The sequence below is a fragment of the Pseudomonas sp. RHF3.3-3 genome, assembly GCF_048069595.1.
GTDB classification, from domain to species: Bacteria; Pseudomonadota; Gammaproteobacteria; order Pseudomonadales; family Pseudomonadaceae; genus Aquipseudomonas; species Aquipseudomonas fuscovaginae_B.
Map to the genome: position 1 here is coordinate 4,805,314 of NZ_CP182250.1, position 15,211 is coordinate 4,820,524.

General features: G+C 63.2%; 16 protein-coding genes. 9 read left to right on the plus strand and 7 right to left on the minus strand.

From position 1 onward, the window contains the following. Positions 1-2 precede the first annotated feature (2 nt). The 4 genes from ACMGT0_RS20960 to ACMGT0_RS20975 all read right to left on the minus strand — a co-directional run bounded on the left by ACMGT0_RS20960 (position 3) and on the right by ACMGT0_RS20975 (position 4,253). Positions 3-980: an ABC transporter permease gene (locus ACMGT0_RS20960; protein ID WP_054057748.1), complete on the minus strand. Its 978-nt coding sequence runs from the start codon at positions 978-980 to the stop codon at positions 3-5. Continuing rightward, on the minus strand, positions 977-2,530 hold the full coding sequence (locus ACMGT0_RS20965) for a sugar ABC transporter ATP-binding protein (protein ID WP_054064487.1): 1,554 nt from the start codon (positions 2,528-2,530) through the stop codon (positions 977-979). Before ACMGT0_RS20965 ends, ACMGT0_RS20960 begins: the two co-directional genes overlap by 4 nt. 67 nt (positions 2,531-2,597) lie before the next feature. Next, a complete protein-coding gene (locus tag ACMGT0_RS20970; protein ID WP_273822445.1) occupies positions 2,598-3,542 on the minus strand; it encodes a sugar ABC transporter substrate-binding protein in 945 nt (314 codons plus the stop codon). A gap of 243 nt (positions 3,543-3,785) precedes the next feature. Next, a complete protein-coding gene (locus ACMGT0_RS20975; protein ID WP_239687950.1) occupies positions 3,786-4,253 on the minus strand; it encodes a hypothetical protein in 468 nt (155 codons plus the stop codon). Between the two features lie 371 nt (positions 4,254-4,624). On the opposite strand from ACMGT0_RS20975, the gene ACMGT0_RS20980 reads away from it, so the two are divergent. After that, positions 4,625-4,825, plus strand: a complete 201-nt coding sequence (locus tag ACMGT0_RS20980) for a DUF1654 domain-containing protein (RefSeq protein ID WP_054057767.1) — start codon at positions 4,625-4,627, stop codon at positions 4,823-4,825. 3 nt (positions 4,826-4,828) lie between these two features. Next, positions 4,829-5,518 carry an endonuclease gene (locus ACMGT0_RS20985; protein WP_054057768.1) on the plus strand — a complete coding sequence of 230 codons (690 nt, stop codon included), beginning with the start codon at positions 4,829-4,831 and terminating at the stop codon, positions 5,516-5,518. Positions 5,519-5,801: 283 nt separating this feature from the next. Here ACMGT0_RS20985 and ACMGT0_RS20990 read toward each other — a convergent pair whose 3' ends face one another. Next, complete coding sequence (locus ACMGT0_RS20990) at positions 5,802-6,941, minus strand: glutathione-independent formaldehyde dehydrogenase (RefSeq protein WP_054064484.1); 1,140 nt, start codon at positions 6,939-6,941, stop codon at positions 5,802-5,804. 247 nt (positions 6,942-7,188) lie between these two features. On the opposite strand from ACMGT0_RS20990, the gene ACMGT0_RS20995 reads away from it, so the two are divergent. Together ACMGT0_RS20995 and ACMGT0_RS21000 are read left to right on the plus strand one after the other, a co-directional pair. Further along, positions 7,189-7,716, plus strand: coding sequence for a cupin domain-containing protein (locus ACMGT0_RS20995; RefSeq protein WP_054057753.1), 528 nt, complete (start codon positions 7,189-7,191; stop codon positions 7,714-7,716). 59 nt (positions 7,717-7,775) lie between these two features. Beyond that, on the plus strand, positions 7,776-8,540 hold the full coding sequence (locus tag ACMGT0_RS21000; RefSeq protein WP_054057754.1) for an OBAP family protein: 765 nt from the start codon (positions 7,776-7,778) through the stop codon (positions 8,538-8,540). A gap of 55 nt (positions 8,541-8,595) precedes the next feature. Here the strand turns inward: ACMGT0_RS21000 and ACMGT0_RS21005 are convergent, their stop codons facing one another. Next, on the minus strand, positions 8,596-8,949 hold the full coding sequence (locus ACMGT0_RS21005; RefSeq protein ID WP_416769653.1) for an SPOR domain-containing protein: 354 nt from the start codon (positions 8,947-8,949) through the stop codon (positions 8,596-8,598). Positions 8,950-9,205: 256 nt separating this feature from the next. On the opposite strand from ACMGT0_RS21005, the gene csrA reads away from it, so the two are divergent. Continuing rightward, entirely contained in the window at positions 9,206-9,400 is a 195-nt protein-coding gene (gene csrA, locus ACMGT0_RS21010) for a carbon storage regulator CsrA (protein WP_054057756.1), read from the plus strand. A 72-nt stretch (positions 9,401-9,472) separates the two neighbouring features. On the opposite strand, the gene bkdR is transcribed toward csrA, so the two are convergent. Further along, on the minus strand, positions 9,473-9,961 hold the full coding sequence (gene bkdR / locus ACMGT0_RS21015; RefSeq protein WP_010443703.1) for a Bkd operon transcriptional regulator BkdR: 489 nt from the start codon (positions 9,959-9,961) through the stop codon (positions 9,473-9,475). Positions 9,962-10,156: 195 nt separating this feature from the next. Here bkdR and ACMGT0_RS21020 point away from each other — a divergent pair, with 195 nt between their 5' ends. From ACMGT0_RS21020 to lpdA, 4 genes are read left to right on the plus strand one after another with little or no spacing between them, the layout of a single operon-like run. Beyond that, a complete protein-coding gene (locus tag ACMGT0_RS21020) occupies positions 10,157-11,392 on the plus strand; it encodes a 3-methyl-2-oxobutanoate dehydrogenase (2-methylpropanoyl-transferring) subunit alpha (protein WP_416769656.1) in 1,236 nt (411 codons plus the stop codon). A 3-nt stretch (positions 11,393-11,395) separates the two neighbouring features. Beyond that, positions 11,396-12,451, plus strand: coding sequence for an alpha-ketoacid dehydrogenase subunit beta (locus ACMGT0_RS21025; RefSeq protein WP_054057758.1), 1,056 nt, complete (start codon positions 11,396-11,398; stop codon positions 12,449-12,451). Next, a complete protein-coding gene (locus tag ACMGT0_RS21030; protein WP_054064481.1) occupies positions 12,452-13,729 on the plus strand; it encodes a dihydrolipoamide acetyltransferase family protein in 1,278 nt (425 codons plus the stop codon). A 2-nt stretch (positions 13,730-13,731) separates the two neighbouring features. Continuing rightward, positions 13,732-15,120 carry a dihydrolipoyl dehydrogenase gene (gene lpdA, locus ACMGT0_RS21035; RefSeq protein WP_416769658.1) on the plus strand — a complete coding sequence of 463 codons (1,389 nt, stop codon included), beginning with the start codon at positions 13,732-13,734 and terminating at the stop codon, positions 15,118-15,120. Positions 15,121-15,211 lie beyond the last annotated feature (91 nt).

The window sequence follows — 15,211 nt, forward strand, 5'->3', positions numbered from 1 at the left end:
ACTCAGGCCCGCCGACGGGCGCGTTGGCTGCGATAGGTATCGAGCACCACGGCAATGACGATCACCGCACCGGTGATGATCCGCTTGGTCGGCTCGGTCGCACCGATCTGCGCAAGGCCCGCGGCCAGTACGGAAATGATCAGCACGCCGAAAAAGGTGCTGATCACCGAACCACGCCCGCCCATCAGGCTGGTGCCACCGATCACCACCGCGGCGATCACCTGCAGCTCCAGGCCGGAACCGGCGTTCGGGTCGGCCGCTTCCAGGCGCGAGATCTGGAACAGCGCCGCGATACCGGCCAGCAGGCCCATCAGGCTGAACACCAGGATCTTGTACGGCTTGGGGTTGATCCCCGCCAGGCGCACGGCTTCCTCGTTGGTGCCGATGCCGATCAGGTAGCGGCCGAACACGGTGCGGGTCAGCACCAGTTGCGCGGCAATGATCACCAGCAGCGCGATGATGAACGACGGCGAAATACCGAAGGCGATCGGGTTCGACAGCCAGGCGAAGGCATCACCGATGTAGGCGGTGCGCGAGCCGGTCATCTGGTAGGCCAGGCCACGGGCCATTTCCAGCACGCCGAGGGAGACGATGAACGACGGAATCCGCCAGGCCACGGTGATCGAACCGGTGATGGTCCCCGCCAGCGCGGCGCAGCCCATGCCCAGCACCGCCGCCGGCAGCACGCTCCAGCCCCAGCCGAGCACCGCGACGCTGACCGCGGAGGCCGCCAGCGCCAGCACCGAGCCGACCGACAGGTCGATACCGCCGATGATCAGCACGAAGGTCATGCCGACCGCCAGCACCATCAGGTCGGGAATCTGGTTGGCCAGGGTGCTGAAGGTGTCGTAGGACAGGAAGTGGCTGCTCAGGCTGGAGAACAGGATGATCATCCCCAGCAAGGCGCCGGCCAGACCCAGGTAGGTGCCGAGGCCATAGAAGTTGCGACCGGCCTTGGCGGTCGAAGGAGCAGTTTTCATAGGGTATCCCTAGGCGCCGCGTCGTTGAGCAGCGCATCACGTTTCTGGTAGCCGGCAAACGCGGCGGCAAGCAAGTCGTCCTGGGTCCAGCTGTCGCGCTCGAAGGTCTGGATCAGGCGCCCGGCCGAGAGCACGCCGATGCGGTCACAGATCAGCATCAGCTCGCGCAGGTCACTGGAGACCACCACCAGCGCCTTGCCCTGGCGGGTCAGTTCGCCGAGCAGCGCGTAGATATCGAATTTGGCACCGACGTCGATCCCTCGGGTCGGCTCGTCGAACAGCAGCACCGAGCAGTCGCGCTCCAGCCAGCGGCCGATCACCACCTTCTGCTGGTTGCCGCCGGACAGCTCGGAGACCAGTTGGTCCGGGCTGGAACTGCGGATGCGCATGGCCCCGATCTGCCGCTGCGCCAACGCGGTTTCGTCGCGACCGTTGACCACCCCGCCACTGGAAATTGCCGGCATGTTGCCCAGGGCGATGTTGGCGCTGATCGACTGGGTCAGCAGCAGGCCTTCGCCCTTGCGGTCCTCGGTGATCAGGGCGATGCCATGGCGCACCGCATCGACCGGCGAACGGATATCGACGACCTGGGCCGGCGTGCCGAGGGCCACGGTACCGCTGTCGGCGACATCGGCACCGTAGATCAGCCGCAGCAGCTCGGTGCGCCCGGCACCGATCAGGCCGGAGATGCCGAAAATCTCGCCGGCGCGCACCTCGAAGGACACGTCGAACACCTTGTCCGCCCGGCTCAGGCCCTTGACCGTCAGGGCCGGTGCGCCGATCTTGCGCTCGCCCAGGTCGATGTGTTCACCCAGCTCGCGGCCGACCATCAGGTTGACCAGTTGTTCGCTGTTGTAGTTGGCCATCGGCTCGACACAGACCAGGTTGCCATCGCGCAGTACCGCAATGCGCTGAGCCACCCGCGCCAGCTCTTCCAGCCGGTGGGAAATGTAGATGATCGCCACGCCTCGGGCCTGCAGGCGGGTGATCTGCTCGAAGAGCATTTCGACCTCGCGGGCGGTGAGCATCGCGGTCGGCTCGTCGAGAATCAGCACATGGCAATCGCCGATCAGGTTGCGGGCGATTTCCACCATCTGCTGGTGGCCGATCCCCAGCTCACCGACCAGGGTGTCGGGGTCGATCGCCTCCAGGCCGACCTGGGCCATGGCCTCGATGGCGGCCTGGCGCAGTTGCTTGCGGCTGATCCAGCCACCGTGGCTGGGCAGGTTGTCGAGAAACAGGTTTTCCGCCACCGACAGGGTCGGCAACAGATTGAGTTCCTGCATGACCATGCGGATGCCCTGCTCTTCAGCCTGGGTCCGGCTGCCGGGGGCATAGGGCTGACCCTTGAAGTGCATCTGGCCGGTGGTCGGCGTGACCAGCCCGCCGATGATCTTCGACAGCGTGCTTTTGCCCGCGCCGTTTTCACCGGTCAGCGCCAACACCTCGCCACGCAACAGCGTCAGGTCGATGTTGCTCAGGACAGGTTGCGCATAGGTCTTGCCGATACCGCTGACCGACAGGACAGCGTTCGGTGCGGAAGATGACATAGGAAAATCTCCGGGCGCCCGCTCAGGACGAGCGGGCGCGGTTGCAGCCAGGGGTTGCTTCTCGGGGTTATTTCTTGAGAACCAGTTCGACCGGGGTCTCGATCACGCCATCGACGGCATCGACCTTCTCGCCCTTGACCAGCTTGAGCGCGTTCTGGATACCGAACACCGCCTGCTGGGCCGCGGCCTGGTCGGCGGTGGCCAGCACCCGGCCGTCCTGCAGCATCGGCTTGATCGCCTCGATGTTGTCGTAACCGACCACCTGCACCTTGCCCGCCTTGCCGGCGGCACGCACCGCGGACACGGCGCCCAGGGCCATGTTGTCGTTACCGGCCAGCAGCGCCTTGAGGTCCGGGTATTCGCTCAGCATGGCCGAGGCAACCTTGTTGCCCTGGTCGATTTCCCAGTTGCCGGATTGGGTGGAGACGATCTTCATGCCGGCGGCATCCATCGCGTCCTTGAAACCGGCGGTCCGCTGCTGGGCGTTGGTGGTGGTCGGTACGCCTTCGATGATGCCGACCTTGTCGCCGGAGGCCAGGGTCTTGGCCAGGTAGTCGCCGACCAGGCGCGCGCCCTTGCGGTTGTCCGGGCCGACGAAGGGAATGTCCAGGTTCTTGCTCTTGAGCACCTGCGGGTCGAGGCGGTTGTCGATGTTGACCACCTTGATGCCGGCATCGGAGGCTTTCTTGAGTACCGTCACCAGGGCCTTGGAGTCGGCCGGGGCGATCACCAGGGCATCGACCTTGGACAGGATCATCTGGTTGACGATGTCGATCTGGGCAGCAGTGTCGGTTTCGTTCTTGATCCCGTTGGTGATCATGTCGAAATCGGCGGAGTGGGCTTTCTGGTAATCCTTGGCCCCATCCTGCATGGTGACGAAGAATTCGTTGGCGAGGGATTTCATGACCAGGCCGACCTTGGGCTTGGCCGCGTCAGCGAAGGCCGACGACATCGGCAAGGTGGCAGCGAGTACGGCGACAGCGAGCAGACGACCAGCGAATGGCAACTTCATGGGGTTCACTCCGGATCTTATGATTATTGTGAGCAACGTCAGCCACGCGACAGGACGCTTCCACGACGGTGGAACGCCTGGGAAACAACCCGCGCAAACGTTTGCGTGAATGAACTATGCGAACCTCATCGACATTTGTCAACGGGCTGCCCTGGGTTCGATCCAAAGAATAGTCGTGAGTCGGCCACCGGGCGCGATGCCCGGTGGCGAGGGGAAAGTGCGAAGAAACCCTGTGGGAACAGGTTACGCGGTGGTGCTGACCAGCGAGCCGCTGCTGCCGGACTTGGCCTCTTTGGTCAGGGCCTGGAGCAGTGCCGCGGCCGTCGTCATCAGCGCACCGTTGACGGTACTGATCTGCCCCTGGATCCCCATCAGCACGCTGGTGCGGGCATCCTCCGAAGGGTAGGAAGCCTTCTGCGCGGCCTCCAACTGCTGCTGAAGCTCGCGCAGTTGCTGCTGCAGCTCCTTCATGCGCTTCTGCAGCGTCTTGACCGCTACGCTGTGACCATCACCCGAGCTTTCCTGGGCGCCGCCGGCCGCTTCGGCGCTGCCGCCGCCAGTACGGACCTTGCCGTCCTTGCTGTCGGCCTCATCGCTGTCCTTGACCGCCTTGTCGATCTCGCTCGTCATGGCGATGGTCTTGGACTCCGTCGAGCCGGCGGTGTGGCCGTTGATCATCAGGCCGCCGGGAGAAGGAAAACCTACTGACATGGTAAGAACCTCGGAAAATTTCTGTACCGGCGTATCGGCGGTGGCCTGCTGAACTTTAGCCACGACGTACGAGAGTGCATCGGGTGCCGATACAAAGCTCCTGCAACCTATGCGCCTTCCGCCCACCAAAGGCCGCGAAAAACCTCACTTGGCGGGCAGCCATTTGCTGACATTCAGGCTCAGGCAAATCCTTATAATTTTTCCTACAGCTGACGCCAAATCATAAAAAGCGCTGTCAGAAACGCTCCAGATCTCTCTGATAGTTGCGAAACTGCCTACAGTTAAATACTGTATGCACGTACAGCTTAATTAAGGATTGTTTCGTGGCAAACCCAACTTCAGCCTCCGCCGCCCTCAGTTCCTACGAGCGCATGGGCCTGCGCGTACAGAAAATCATCAACTCCCAAGCGGCCCAGCAGGCCAAGGCCGCGCTGATCTTCCGCATGCCGGACGAGCCCTCCGAGGACTGGGAACAGTTGCTCGAGGAGATCGACGAAAACGACAACGTCACCCTCGCCTACCGCGATGACGGTGGCGTACAGATTTTCTGGACCGTGCCCAAGGAAGACTGAATGATGCGTCTGCCCGTCATCGCCCTGCTCGGCCTGTGCTGGGTGCTGCCCGCCCAGGCCGACGCTCCACGAACCTTCAGCGAAGCCAAGAAAGTCGCCTGGAAACTGTATGAACGACAATCCACGGAGTTCTATTGCGGCTGCAAGTACAACGGCAACCGGGTCGACCTCCAGGCCTGCGGCTATGTACCGCGCAAGAACGCCGCCCGCGCGGCGCGCATCGAGTGGGAACATATCGTGCCGGCCTGGCAGATCGGCCATCAGCGCCAGTGCTGGCAACAGGGCGGGCGCAAGAACTGCACGCAGAGCGATCCGACCTACCAGCGCGCCGAAGCCGACCTGCACAACCTGGTGCCGAGCATCGGCGAGGTGAATGGCGATCGCAGCAATTTCAGTTTCGGCTGGCTGCCGGAACAGAAGGGCCAGTATGGCTCATGCCTGACCCAGGTCGATTTCAAGGCCAAGAAGGTCATGCCGCGGCCCTCGATCCGCGGAATGATCGCCCGCACCTACTTCTACATGAGCAAGCAGTACGGGTTGCGCCTGTCGAAACAGGATCGCCAGCTGTATGAAGCCTGGGACAAGACCTACCCGGTACAGCCATGGGAACGCCAGCGCAACCAGAGCGTGGCCTGCGTGATGGGCCGCGGCAACGAGTTCGTCGGCGCGGTGGATCTCAAGGCCTGCGGCTGAACCGGCAGGATTTCCCGACCGTTTCCTGCGCCATCATCCCGTTACTGACTCTCCTCTGCCTTTCCCTTTTGCATCTGTACAGAAGACTGGGTACCACTGGAATTGTTCTTCGTTTCGTTATCGGACTTGTCGAAGCATCCATGAAGCATGAATACCGTGCACAGGCCCAGGCACATGGATAACCTTTTCATGATCGTTCACCTTTGAGCGAGAGGGTCATGCAGAGCGCGAGGCCTCGTAGCGGTCATCGCGAACCTGCACAAACCGAAATGGGCGGGTCGTTTCAAGCTGCGGGCTTGAGCACCACCTTCGTCCAGCCATCGTCACGCGCGTCGAAGTGCCTGTAGGCGTCCGGGCCTTCGGCAAGCTTGAGACGATGAGAGATGATCCCGGAAGGTTTGGCGCGGCCATGATGGATCAGTTCGGCCAGACGACGGTTGTAGGCTTTGACATTGGCCTGCCCGGTTCGAATCTGCTGCCCCTTGAACCAGAAGGCGCCGAAATCGAAAGCCATCTTGCCTTCCTGGGCCAATTCATTTTCAGCACCCGGATCCTGAGGCACGAACACGCCCACGACACCGATGCCGCCAGTCGCCTTTGTCGAGGCGACCAGATTGTTCATGGTCAGGTGATTGGCTTCATGCCCGTGGCGGTCACAGCATTGATAGCCCACACACTCACAGCCGCGATCGGTCCCTCTGCCATGGGTCAGGTTCAATATCTGATCCACCGCCTCCTTCTCAAGCGCGCTGATGGGCGTGGCCCCCATCTGGGCCGCGAGCCTTAAACGGTCGGGATGGCTGTCGACCACGAACACCTCGGAGGCGCCCTTGATCATGGCCGAATGGGCGGCCATCAGGCCAACCGGGCCGGCACCGTAGATGGCAATGCTCTCCCCCGGCAGAAGGCCAGCCAGCTCGGTTGCATGCCATCCCGTCGGGAAGATATCGGACAGCATGACATAATCGTCTTCACGTTCTTGCGCGTCATCGGGCAACACCAGGCAGTTGAAGTCGGCATATGGCACCCTCAGCAGTTCAGCCTGCCCACCCTGATAAGGCCCCATTTCAGCGAATCCGTAGGCCGCACCCGCGCTGCCCGGGTTAGCCGTCAGGCAGAATCCGGTCAGGCCCTTCTCACAGTTCTCGCAAAAGCCGCAGCCGATGTTGAAGGGCAGGCATACCCGGTCGCCTGCCTTGATCCGATCGACAGCGGCGCCCACTTCGATGACCTCGCCCAGGTTCTCATGGCCGAATACCCTGCCTGTTTCAAAAGAAGTGCGGCCTTCATACATATGCAGGTCAGATCCGCAGATGTTGGTGGTCGTCACTCGCACCAGCACGTCGGTGGGCTTTTCGATCCTGGCGTCCGGCACATTTTGCACGCTGACGTCACGAGGACCGTTGTACACGATGGCTTTCATTGCGTTCTCCCAGAGGCGAGACGAAAGGGAATTTTCGTCAGCACATGTTCAATCTGTCCGAGAGAACGAATCGCCTGTTCAAGAAATCCGCTGCATGTCTGACGAGCGGTAACTCGACTTCAGGACCTCGCACCGCCGAAAGCGGCCGGCGCCACAGCCTGGCTCTCCCCTTCCTGGAGGAACGAACCTGGCAGATCCCGCTCATAAATCTCATGCCGGGTAGTTTTCCATCCAGGAGATGGCTGACATGAAAGACCTTCGAGACACGGTGAACACACCGAAAACACTCATGCTGGAACGCAACGATTGGGTACCGAATCATCCCCGCCTGCCGGTGATCATTTATCGAAACGCGATCGCTGCATCAGGTGATGATCAGGCGACGCTGCTTGAGAAGACCTTCTCGGCTCACGGCTGGCCGCCTCAATGGCGAGACGGGGTGTATGACTATCATCACTACCACACCGAAGGACACGAGGTATTGGGTGTCGCAAGCGGCCAGGCACGCCTGATGCTGGGCGGCCCGGATGGGCATGTGGTCGAAGTGGGGCCGGGCGACGTGTTGCTGCTTCCTGCGGGAACGGGGCACTGCAATCTCGGCTCGAGTGCCGACTTTCTGGTGGTTGGGGCGTATCCACCAGGCCAGCATGCCGATATCTGCCGGCAGGCACCGAGCCAGACACAGCTTGAACGTATCGCCACCCTGCCCTTTCCCGACCAGGACCCCGTACAAGGCAAGGCGGGGACACTGACCGATTACTGGTCCATCAGCTGAAAAAGCGTTTGCAGGCACAAAGACGGACACCGCCCCCCCATGGCGGAAAGGACGCTGGAATGAATGAAGTACGAACAGGCCACCCGGTCAAAGCGCTCTACGCGACAGCGCTCGCCGCGCTCCTGAGCGCATGCGCTGGCAACAATTCGCCGTCTGGGGTGGTCGCCCCGGGCGACGCCCCGTCACTCACCACCAGTTCCCTGGATACAGGCGCCGCACTGCTTCAAGCGCGCCCGCCGATAGACGCGTTGAATGCCTACCTGGATGGTTTCCATTTTTATAACGGACACATGGAAGCGCAGATGGAAGCACATCATTACTGCGCCATCCTGAACGAGGAGGTGATCCAGTGCGTGATCTACGACGGTAATCGCCAGGACGCCAAGTTGATGGGGGTCGAGTACATCATCAGCGAGTCATTGTTCGCCGGTCTGCCCAAAGCCGAGCAAGCGCTCTGGCACAGTCATGTTCACGAAGTCAAATCAGGCCAGCTCGTGGCTCCCGGGATTCCCGAACTGGCCGAACATGCCTTGATGGAAAAGCTCGTCCATACCTACGGCAAGACCTGGCATACCTGGCATACCGACCTGAATAAGGATCTGCCCCTTGGCGTTCCACAGCTCATGATGGGCTTCACCGCAGAGGGTCAGAGCGATCCGGAAATGGTGGCCGAACGGGATCGTCGATTCGGGATAGACAGCGCGCAGAAAAAGAAGGCGCGGGCCGATATACCGGCGCCTGCCATTGCGCCAGGGGCGGATGCCTGGCGCAATGGCAAGGTGTTTCAGATAGTGGATCCGACGAACACACCGCACCCGCATTGACCTGCCTCGCCAATCGGTGACACCCGGCTTTCTGGTGGGCCCTCAGGATCAAGCCTCAAGGCTGCGCCTTGTGCTCCACCACCTCCGATTGCATGTTCTGCTTGTCGGCCAGTTGCGCCTTCTTCTGCTCGGCAATTTCCCGGGTGGCGAACGGGCCGGCGATGACCTGGCCGTCATCGAGGATCTTGAACGGGAAACCGTGCTCGATCAGCCACGCGGTCCAGTCGGTCAGCGCCTTGGACTTGTCGTCCTTGATCAGCAGGTCCCAGCCTGTGGCCTGCGCGGCCGCGGCCACCGGTGCAACGGCCACCGGTGCAACGGCCGCCTTGGCCGGCTCGGCCTTGTTGCCCGAACCCTCGCCGCAACCGGCCAGCACCACGAATGCCATCATCACTGCTATTCTGCGCACAGAGCGTCTCCCGTAATCGTCAGTTAATGTGATTTTATCACCTTACGGCCAGTCTCATCCGACGTAGATCCGCCCTGCCGCTCCCTTATCAGGCTGAATTACCGACGATTTTCCGGTGCAGGGGAATTAAATAGAATGAAATGACGTCTGTAATGAACCACCCGCTCGGATCGACTTGGCGGTATTCTGTATGTAAGACCTAAGCCAGGAATGCCTGAGAAAGGCACTTCAGTAGTAACAATCAAGGAGTAAAGACATGCTGATACTCACCCGCAAAATCGGTGAAAGCATCAACATCGGCGACAACATCACCATCACGATCCTGGGCGTCAGCGGCCAGCAGGTACGCGTCGGCATCAACGCTCCAAAAGACGTGGCAGTGCACCGTGAAGAGATCTATCAGCGGATCCAGGCCGGTCTGTCTGCCGGAGAAAAGAAGGACAACCTGTAAGTCCTCGAACTCGTCAGCCCTGACATCCGGGGTCGCGGCTGACGAAAGTCCCACCCTTCCCTCGCCTTTTCCCTACATCGCTAGCGTCAGACCGCCAGCCGGCAACGGCAGCGCCGTCTTGTAGCGCACCTGCTTGAGCGCAAAGCTGGAACGGATGTTCGCCACCCCCGGCACCTTGGTCAGAAAGTCCATCATGAAGCGCTCCAGCGCCTGGATGGTCGGCACCAGCACGCGGATCAGATAGTCCGGGTCCCCCGCCATCAGATAACACTCCATCACCTCCGGCCGATCGGCGATCGCCGCCTCGAAGTGCTGCAGGGCCTCCTCCACCTGTTTCTCCAGGCTGACGTGGATGAACACGTTGACGTGCAGGCCGAGCAGGTCGGCATCGAGCAGGGTCACCTGCTCGCGGATCAGTCCCAACTCCTCCATCGCCCGCACCCGGTTGAAACACGGGGTCGGCGACAGATTGACCGAACGGGCCAGGTCCGCGTTGGTGATACGGGCATTCTCCTGAAGGCTGTTGAGAATGCCGATGTCGGTGCGATCCAGTTTGCGCATGAGAGAAAATCACCTGTTTTTTATGCTTATGCAGATTTTTTATCTGCAAATAATCTCAGGCGCAACCAAACAGAGAGAAATATTCTCCTACGACCGGCCTATGATTGTTGTAGGACAAGATTTCCCTTACCCAGGGAATGATTGCCAGCTCGCGCGCCCACTACAAGAAATTCACAAGATAGAGCGTAGAAAGCCATGACCACAGCGTACCCACCGCTGCGCCTGCACGTACCCGAACCCTCGGGACGCCCGGGCTGCAAGACCGACTTCAGCTACCTGCGCCTGACCGATGCCGGCCAGGTCCGCAAGCCCCCCATCGACGTCGAACCCGCCGACACCGCCGACCTGGCCCGTGGCCTGATCCGCGTGCTCGACGACCAGGGCCAGGCCCTTGGCCCCTGGGCCGAGGACATGCCGCTGGAGATCCTGCGCAAGGGCATGCGCGCCATGCTCAAGACCCGCATCTTCGACAGCCGAATGGTGGTCGCCCAGCGCCAGAAGAAAATGTCGTTCTACATGCAGAGCCTCGGCGAGGAAGCCATCGGCAGCGCCCAGGCCCTGGCGCTGAACATCGACGACATGTGCTTCCCCACCTACCGCCAGCAGAGCATCCTGATGGCCCGCGAAGTGCCGCTGGTGGACATGATCTGCCAGCTGCTGTCCAACGAGCGCGATCCGCTCAAGGGCCGGCAACTGCCGATCATGTACTCGGTGCGCGACCATGGCTTCTTCACCATTTCCGGCAACCTCGCCACCCAGTTCGTGCAATCGGTCGGCTGGGGCATGGCCTCGGCGATCAAGGGCGATACCAAGATCGCCTCGGGCTGGATCGGCGACGGCGCCACCGCCGAGTCGGACTTCCACACCGCCCTGACCTTCGCCCACGTGTACCGCGCCCCGGTGATTCTCAACGTGGTCAACAACCAGTGGGCGATCTCCACCTTCCAGGCCATCGCCGGCGGTGAAGCCACCACCTTCGCCGGCCGCGGCGTCGGCTGCGGCATCGCCTCGCTGCGGGTCGACGGCAACGATTTCCTCGCGGTGTATGCCGCCTCCCGCTGGGCCGCCGAACGCGCCCGGCGCAACCTCGGCCCGACCCTGATCGAGTGGGTCACCTACCGGGCCGGCCCGCACTCCACCTCCGACGATCCATCCAAGTACCGTCCCGCCGACGACTGGGGCCACTTCCCCCTGGGCGACCCGATCGCCCGCCTCAAGCAGCACCTGATCGCCATCGGCCAGTGGTCCGAAGAGGAACACGCCGCCGTCAGCGCCGAGCTGGAAGCCGAAGTCATCGCCGCGCAGAAGGAAGCCGAACAGTACGGCACCCTGGCCGGCGGACAGATGCCGAGCGCCGCGACCATCTTCGAGGACGTCTACAAGGAAATGCCCGACCACCTGCGTCGGCAGCGCCAGGAACTGGGGTTATAAGCCATGAACGATCACAGCAAATTGCAAACGGAGAACGCCGTGGCCACCAGCACCATGACCATGATCCAGGCCCTGCGCTCGGCCATGGATGTGATGCTCGAGCGCGACAGCAACGTGGTGGTGTTCGGCCAGGACGTCGGCTACTTCGGTGGCGTGTTCCGCTGCACCGAGGGCCTGCAGGCCAAGTACGGCACCTCGCGGGTGTTCGATGCCCCGATCTCGGAAAGCGGCATCGTCGGCGTGGCGGTGGGCATGGGCGCCTACGGGCTGCGCCCGGTGGCGGAAATCCAGTTCGCCGACTACTTCTACCCGGCCTCCGACCAGATCGTCTCGGAAGCGGCGCGCCTGCGCTATCGCTCGGCCGGCGAGTTCGTCGCGCCGATGACCCTGCGCATGCCCTGCGGCGGCGGCATCTACGGCGGCCAGACCCACAGCCAGAGCCCGGAGGCGATGTTCACCCAGGTCTGCGGCCTGCGCACCGTGATGCCCTCCAACCCCTACGACGCCAAGGGCCTGCTGATCGCCGCCATCGAGAACGATGACCCGGTGATCTTCCTCGAACCCAAGCGCCTGTATAACGGCCCGTTCGACGGCCACCACGAGAAACCGGTCATCCCCTGGTCGAAACACCCGGCCAGCGCCGTACCCGATGGCTACTACACCGTGCCGCTGGACAGCGCGGCGATCACCCGCCCGGGCAGCGAAGTGACCATTCTCACCTACGGCACCACCGTCCACGTGGCCCAGGCCGCCGCCGAGGAAACCGGCGTCGATGCCGAAGTCATCGACCTGCGCAGCCTCTGGCCGCTGGACCTGGACACCATCGTCAATTCCGTGAAGAAAACCCGTCGCTGCGTGGTCGTCCACGAAGCCACCCGCACCTGCGGTTTCGGGGCCGAGCTGATCTCGCTGGTGCAGGAGCACTGCTTCCACTACCTGGAGGCGCCGATCGAACGCGTCACCGGTTGGGACACGCCCTACCCCCATGCGCAGGAGTGGGCGTACTTCCCTGGCCCGGTTCGGGTCGGGGCGGCTTTGAAACGGGTCATGGAGGTCTGAATGGGTACTCACGTCATCAAGATGCCGGACATCGGCGAAGGCATCGCGGAAGTGGAACTGTCCCAATGGCACGTGCAGGTCGGCGACCTGGTGGTCGAGGACCAGGTGCTGGCCGATGTCATGACCGACAAGGCCATGGTCGACATCCCCTCGCCGGTGCACGGCAAGGTGATCGCCCTCGGCGGCCAGCCGGGTGAAGTCATGGCGGTGGGCAGCATCCTGATCAGCATCGAGGTCGAAGGCGCCGGCAACGTGCGCGAAGGCGGCGAAGCGCCTGCGGCCAAGGCGGCACCCGCACCGGTACAGGAGAAACCGGTCGAAGTGGCGGTCGCCGACCCCGTCGCCAAGCCGGCAGCGGCCCCTGCACCGACCCGCACGGCACCGGTGGTGGCCCGCCAGCCCGACGAACGCCCACTGGCCTCGCCAGCGGTGCGCAAACGCGCCTGGGATGCCGGCATCGAATTGCGCTTCGTCCACGGCAGCGGCCCGGCCGGGCGCATCCTGCATGAGGACCTCGACGCCTACCTGGCCCAGGCCGAACAGCCGGCGCGCGGTAGCGATGGCCGCTATGCCCGACGCACCGACGAGGAACAGATCCCGGTGATCGGCCTGCGCCGCAAGATCGCCCAGCGCATGCAGGACGCCAAGCGCCGCGCCGCGCACTTCAGCTACGTCGAGGAGGTCGATGTCACCGCCCTCGAAGAGTTGCGCGTGCACCTGAACCACAAACACGGCGACAGCCGCGGCAAGCTGACCCTGCTGCCGTTCCTGGTACGGGCGATGGTCGTGGCCCTGCGCGACTTCCCGCAGATGAACGTGCGCTACGACGACGAGGCCCAGGTCATCACCCGTCACGGCGCGGTGCATGTCGGCGTCGCCGCGCAGACCGACGGCGGCCTGATGGTGCCGGTGGTGCGCCATGCCGAGAGCCTCGACCTGTGGGGAACCTCCGACGAGATCAACCGCCTGGCCAAGGCCGCCCGTAGCGGCAAGGCGACCCGCGAGGAGATGTCCGGTTCGACCATCACCCTGACCAGCCTCGGCGCCCTTGGCGGCATCGTCAGCACCCCGGTGCTGAACCTGCCGGAAGTGGCGATCGTCGGCGTCAACCGCATCGTCGAGCGGCCCGTGGTGATCAAGGGCCAGATCGTCGTGCGCAAGATGATGAACCTTTCCAGCTCGTTCGATCACCGCGTGGTCGACGGCATGGACGCGGCGCAATTCATCCAGGCCATTCGCGGCCTGCTCGAACAACCCGCCTGCCTGTTTGTGGAGTGAGCATGCAACAGACTCAAAGCACCACCCTGCTGATCATCGGCGGCGGCCCCGGCGGCTATGTCGCGGCCATTCGGGCCGGGCAACTGGGCATCCCGACCATCCTGGTGGAAGGGCAGTCCCTGGGCGGCACCTGCCTGAACGTCGGCTGCATTCCGTCCAAGGCGCTGATCCATGTGGCCGAGCAGTTCCACGCCACCCAGGGCTACAGCGGCGGCAGCTCGCCGCTGGGCATCCAGGTGGCGCAGGCGACCCTGGACATCACCAAGAGCGTGGAGTGGAAGGACGGCATCGTCGACCGACTGACCAGTGGCGTCGCCGGGCTGCTGAAGAAGAACGGCGTCCAGGTCATCAACGGCTGGGCCAAGATCATCGACGGCAAGAACGTCGACATCGATGGCCTGCGCGTGCAGTGCGAACACCTGCTGCTGGCCAACGGTTCGCAGACCGTGGAATTGCCGATGCTGCCCTTCGGTGGCCCGGTGATCTCCTCCACCGAAGCCCTGGCGCCGACCTCGGTGCCCAGACGCCTGGTGGTGGTCGGGGCGGGCTACATCGGCCTGGAACTGGGCATCGCCTACCGCAAGCTCGGTGCCGAGGTCACGGTGGTCGAAGCCCGCGACCGTATCCTGCCGACCTATGACCGCGAACTGACCCAGCCGGTGGCCGAGTCGGTCAAGGCGCTGGGTATCCACGTGCTGCTGGGGCACAGCGTCGAAGGTTTCGACGCGGCGAGCAACAGCCTCCAGGTGCGTGATCCCCAGGGCGAAACCCTGCCGTTGGCGACCGACCAGGTGCTGGTGGCGGTGGGTCGCAAGCCACGGACCCAGGGCTGGAATCTCGAAACCCTGGCGCTGGCGATGAACGGTTCGGCGATCCGCGTCGACAGCCATTGCCAGACCAGCATGCGCAACGTCTGGGCGATCGGTGACCTGACCGGCGAGCCGATGCTGGCTCACCGCGCCATGGCCCAGGGGGAAATGGTCGCCGAGCTGATCGCCGGCCAGCACCGCGAGTTCAACCCGACGGCGATTGCGGCGGTGTGCTTTACCGATCCGGAACTGGTGGTGGTCGGCAAGACGCCGGACGACGCCAAGGCGGCCGGGCTGGATTGCCTCGTCGCCAGCTTCCCGTTCGCCGCCAACGGCCGGGCCATGACCCTGGAGTCCAGGAATGGCTTCGTGCGGGTGGTGGCGCGGCGCGACAATCACCTGATCGTCGGTTGGCAGGCGGTGGGCGTGGGCGTTTCGGAACTGGCGGCGGCCTTTGGGCAGTCGCTGGAGATGGGTGCGCGGCTGGAGGATATTGCCGGGACCATCCATGCCCATCCGACCCTGGGCGAAGCGGTGCAGGAAGCGGCGCTGAAGGCGCTGGGGCACGCCCTGCATATCTGACAGATAGTGGCAGGACTCGAGGGCCCCTTCGCGGGCAAGCCCGCTCCTACAGGATCGTGTCGTACACAAGGTGAGTGAACGACACAACTCT

Excerpts from the sequence above, each read along its gene's own strand:
- lpdA (WP_416769658.1), top strand. The coding sequence starts at position 13,732 with ATGCAACAGACTCAAAGCACCACCCTGCTGATCATCGGCGGCGGCCCC.
- ACMGT0_RS20985 (WP_054057768.1), top strand. The coding sequence starts at position 4,829 with ATGCGTCTGCCCGTCATCGCCCTGCTCGGCCTGTGCTGGGTGCTGCCC.
- ACMGT0_RS21030 (WP_054064481.1), top strand. The coding sequence starts at position 12,452 with ATGGGTACTCACGTCATCAAGATGCCGGACATCGGCGAAGGCATCGCG.
- bkdR (WP_010443703.1), bottom strand. The coding sequence starts at position 9,961 with ATGCGCAAACTGGATCGCACCGACATCGGCATTCTCAACAGCCTTCAG.
- ACMGT0_RS20980 (WP_054057767.1), top strand. The coding sequence starts at position 4,625 with ATGGGCCTGCGCGTACAGAAAATCATCAACTCCCAAGCGGCCCAGCAG.
- ACMGT0_RS21020 (WP_416769656.1), top strand. The coding sequence starts at position 10,157 with ATGACCACAGCGTACCCACCGCTGCGCCTGCACGTACCCGAACCCTCG.
- ACMGT0_RS21000 (WP_054057754.1), top strand. The coding sequence starts at position 7,776 with ATGAATGAAGTACGAACAGGCCACCCGGTCAAAGCGCTCTACGCGACA.
- ACMGT0_RS20995 (WP_054057753.1), top strand. The coding sequence starts at position 7,189 with ATGAAAGACCTTCGAGACACGGTGAACACACCGAAAACACTCATGCTG.
- ACMGT0_RS21025 (WP_054057758.1), top strand. The coding sequence starts at position 11,396 with ATGAACGATCACAGCAAATTGCAAACGGAGAACGCCGTGGCCACCAGC.
- ACMGT0_RS20970 (WP_273822445.1), bottom strand. The coding sequence starts at position 3,542 with ATGAAGTTGCCATTCGCTGGTCGTCTGCTCGCTGTCGCCGTACTCGCT.
- ACMGT0_RS20975 (WP_239687950.1), bottom strand. The coding sequence starts at position 4,253 with ATGTCAGTAGGTTTTCCTTCTCCCGGCGGCCTGATGATCAACGGCCAC.
- ACMGT0_RS20965 (WP_054064487.1), bottom strand. The coding sequence starts at position 2,530 with ATGTCATCTTCCGCACCGAACGCTGTCCTGTCGGTCAGCGGTATCGGC.
- ACMGT0_RS20990 (WP_054064484.1), bottom strand. The coding sequence starts at position 6,941 with ATGAAAGCCATCGTGTACAACGGTCCTCGTGACGTCAGCGTGCAAAAT.
- ACMGT0_RS20960 (WP_054057748.1), bottom strand. The coding sequence starts at position 980 with ATGAAAACTGCTCCTTCGACCGCCAAGGCCGGTCGCAACTTCTATGGC.
- csrA (WP_054057756.1), top strand. The coding sequence starts at position 9,206 with ATGCTGATACTCACCCGCAAAATCGGTGAAAGCATCAACATCGGCGAC.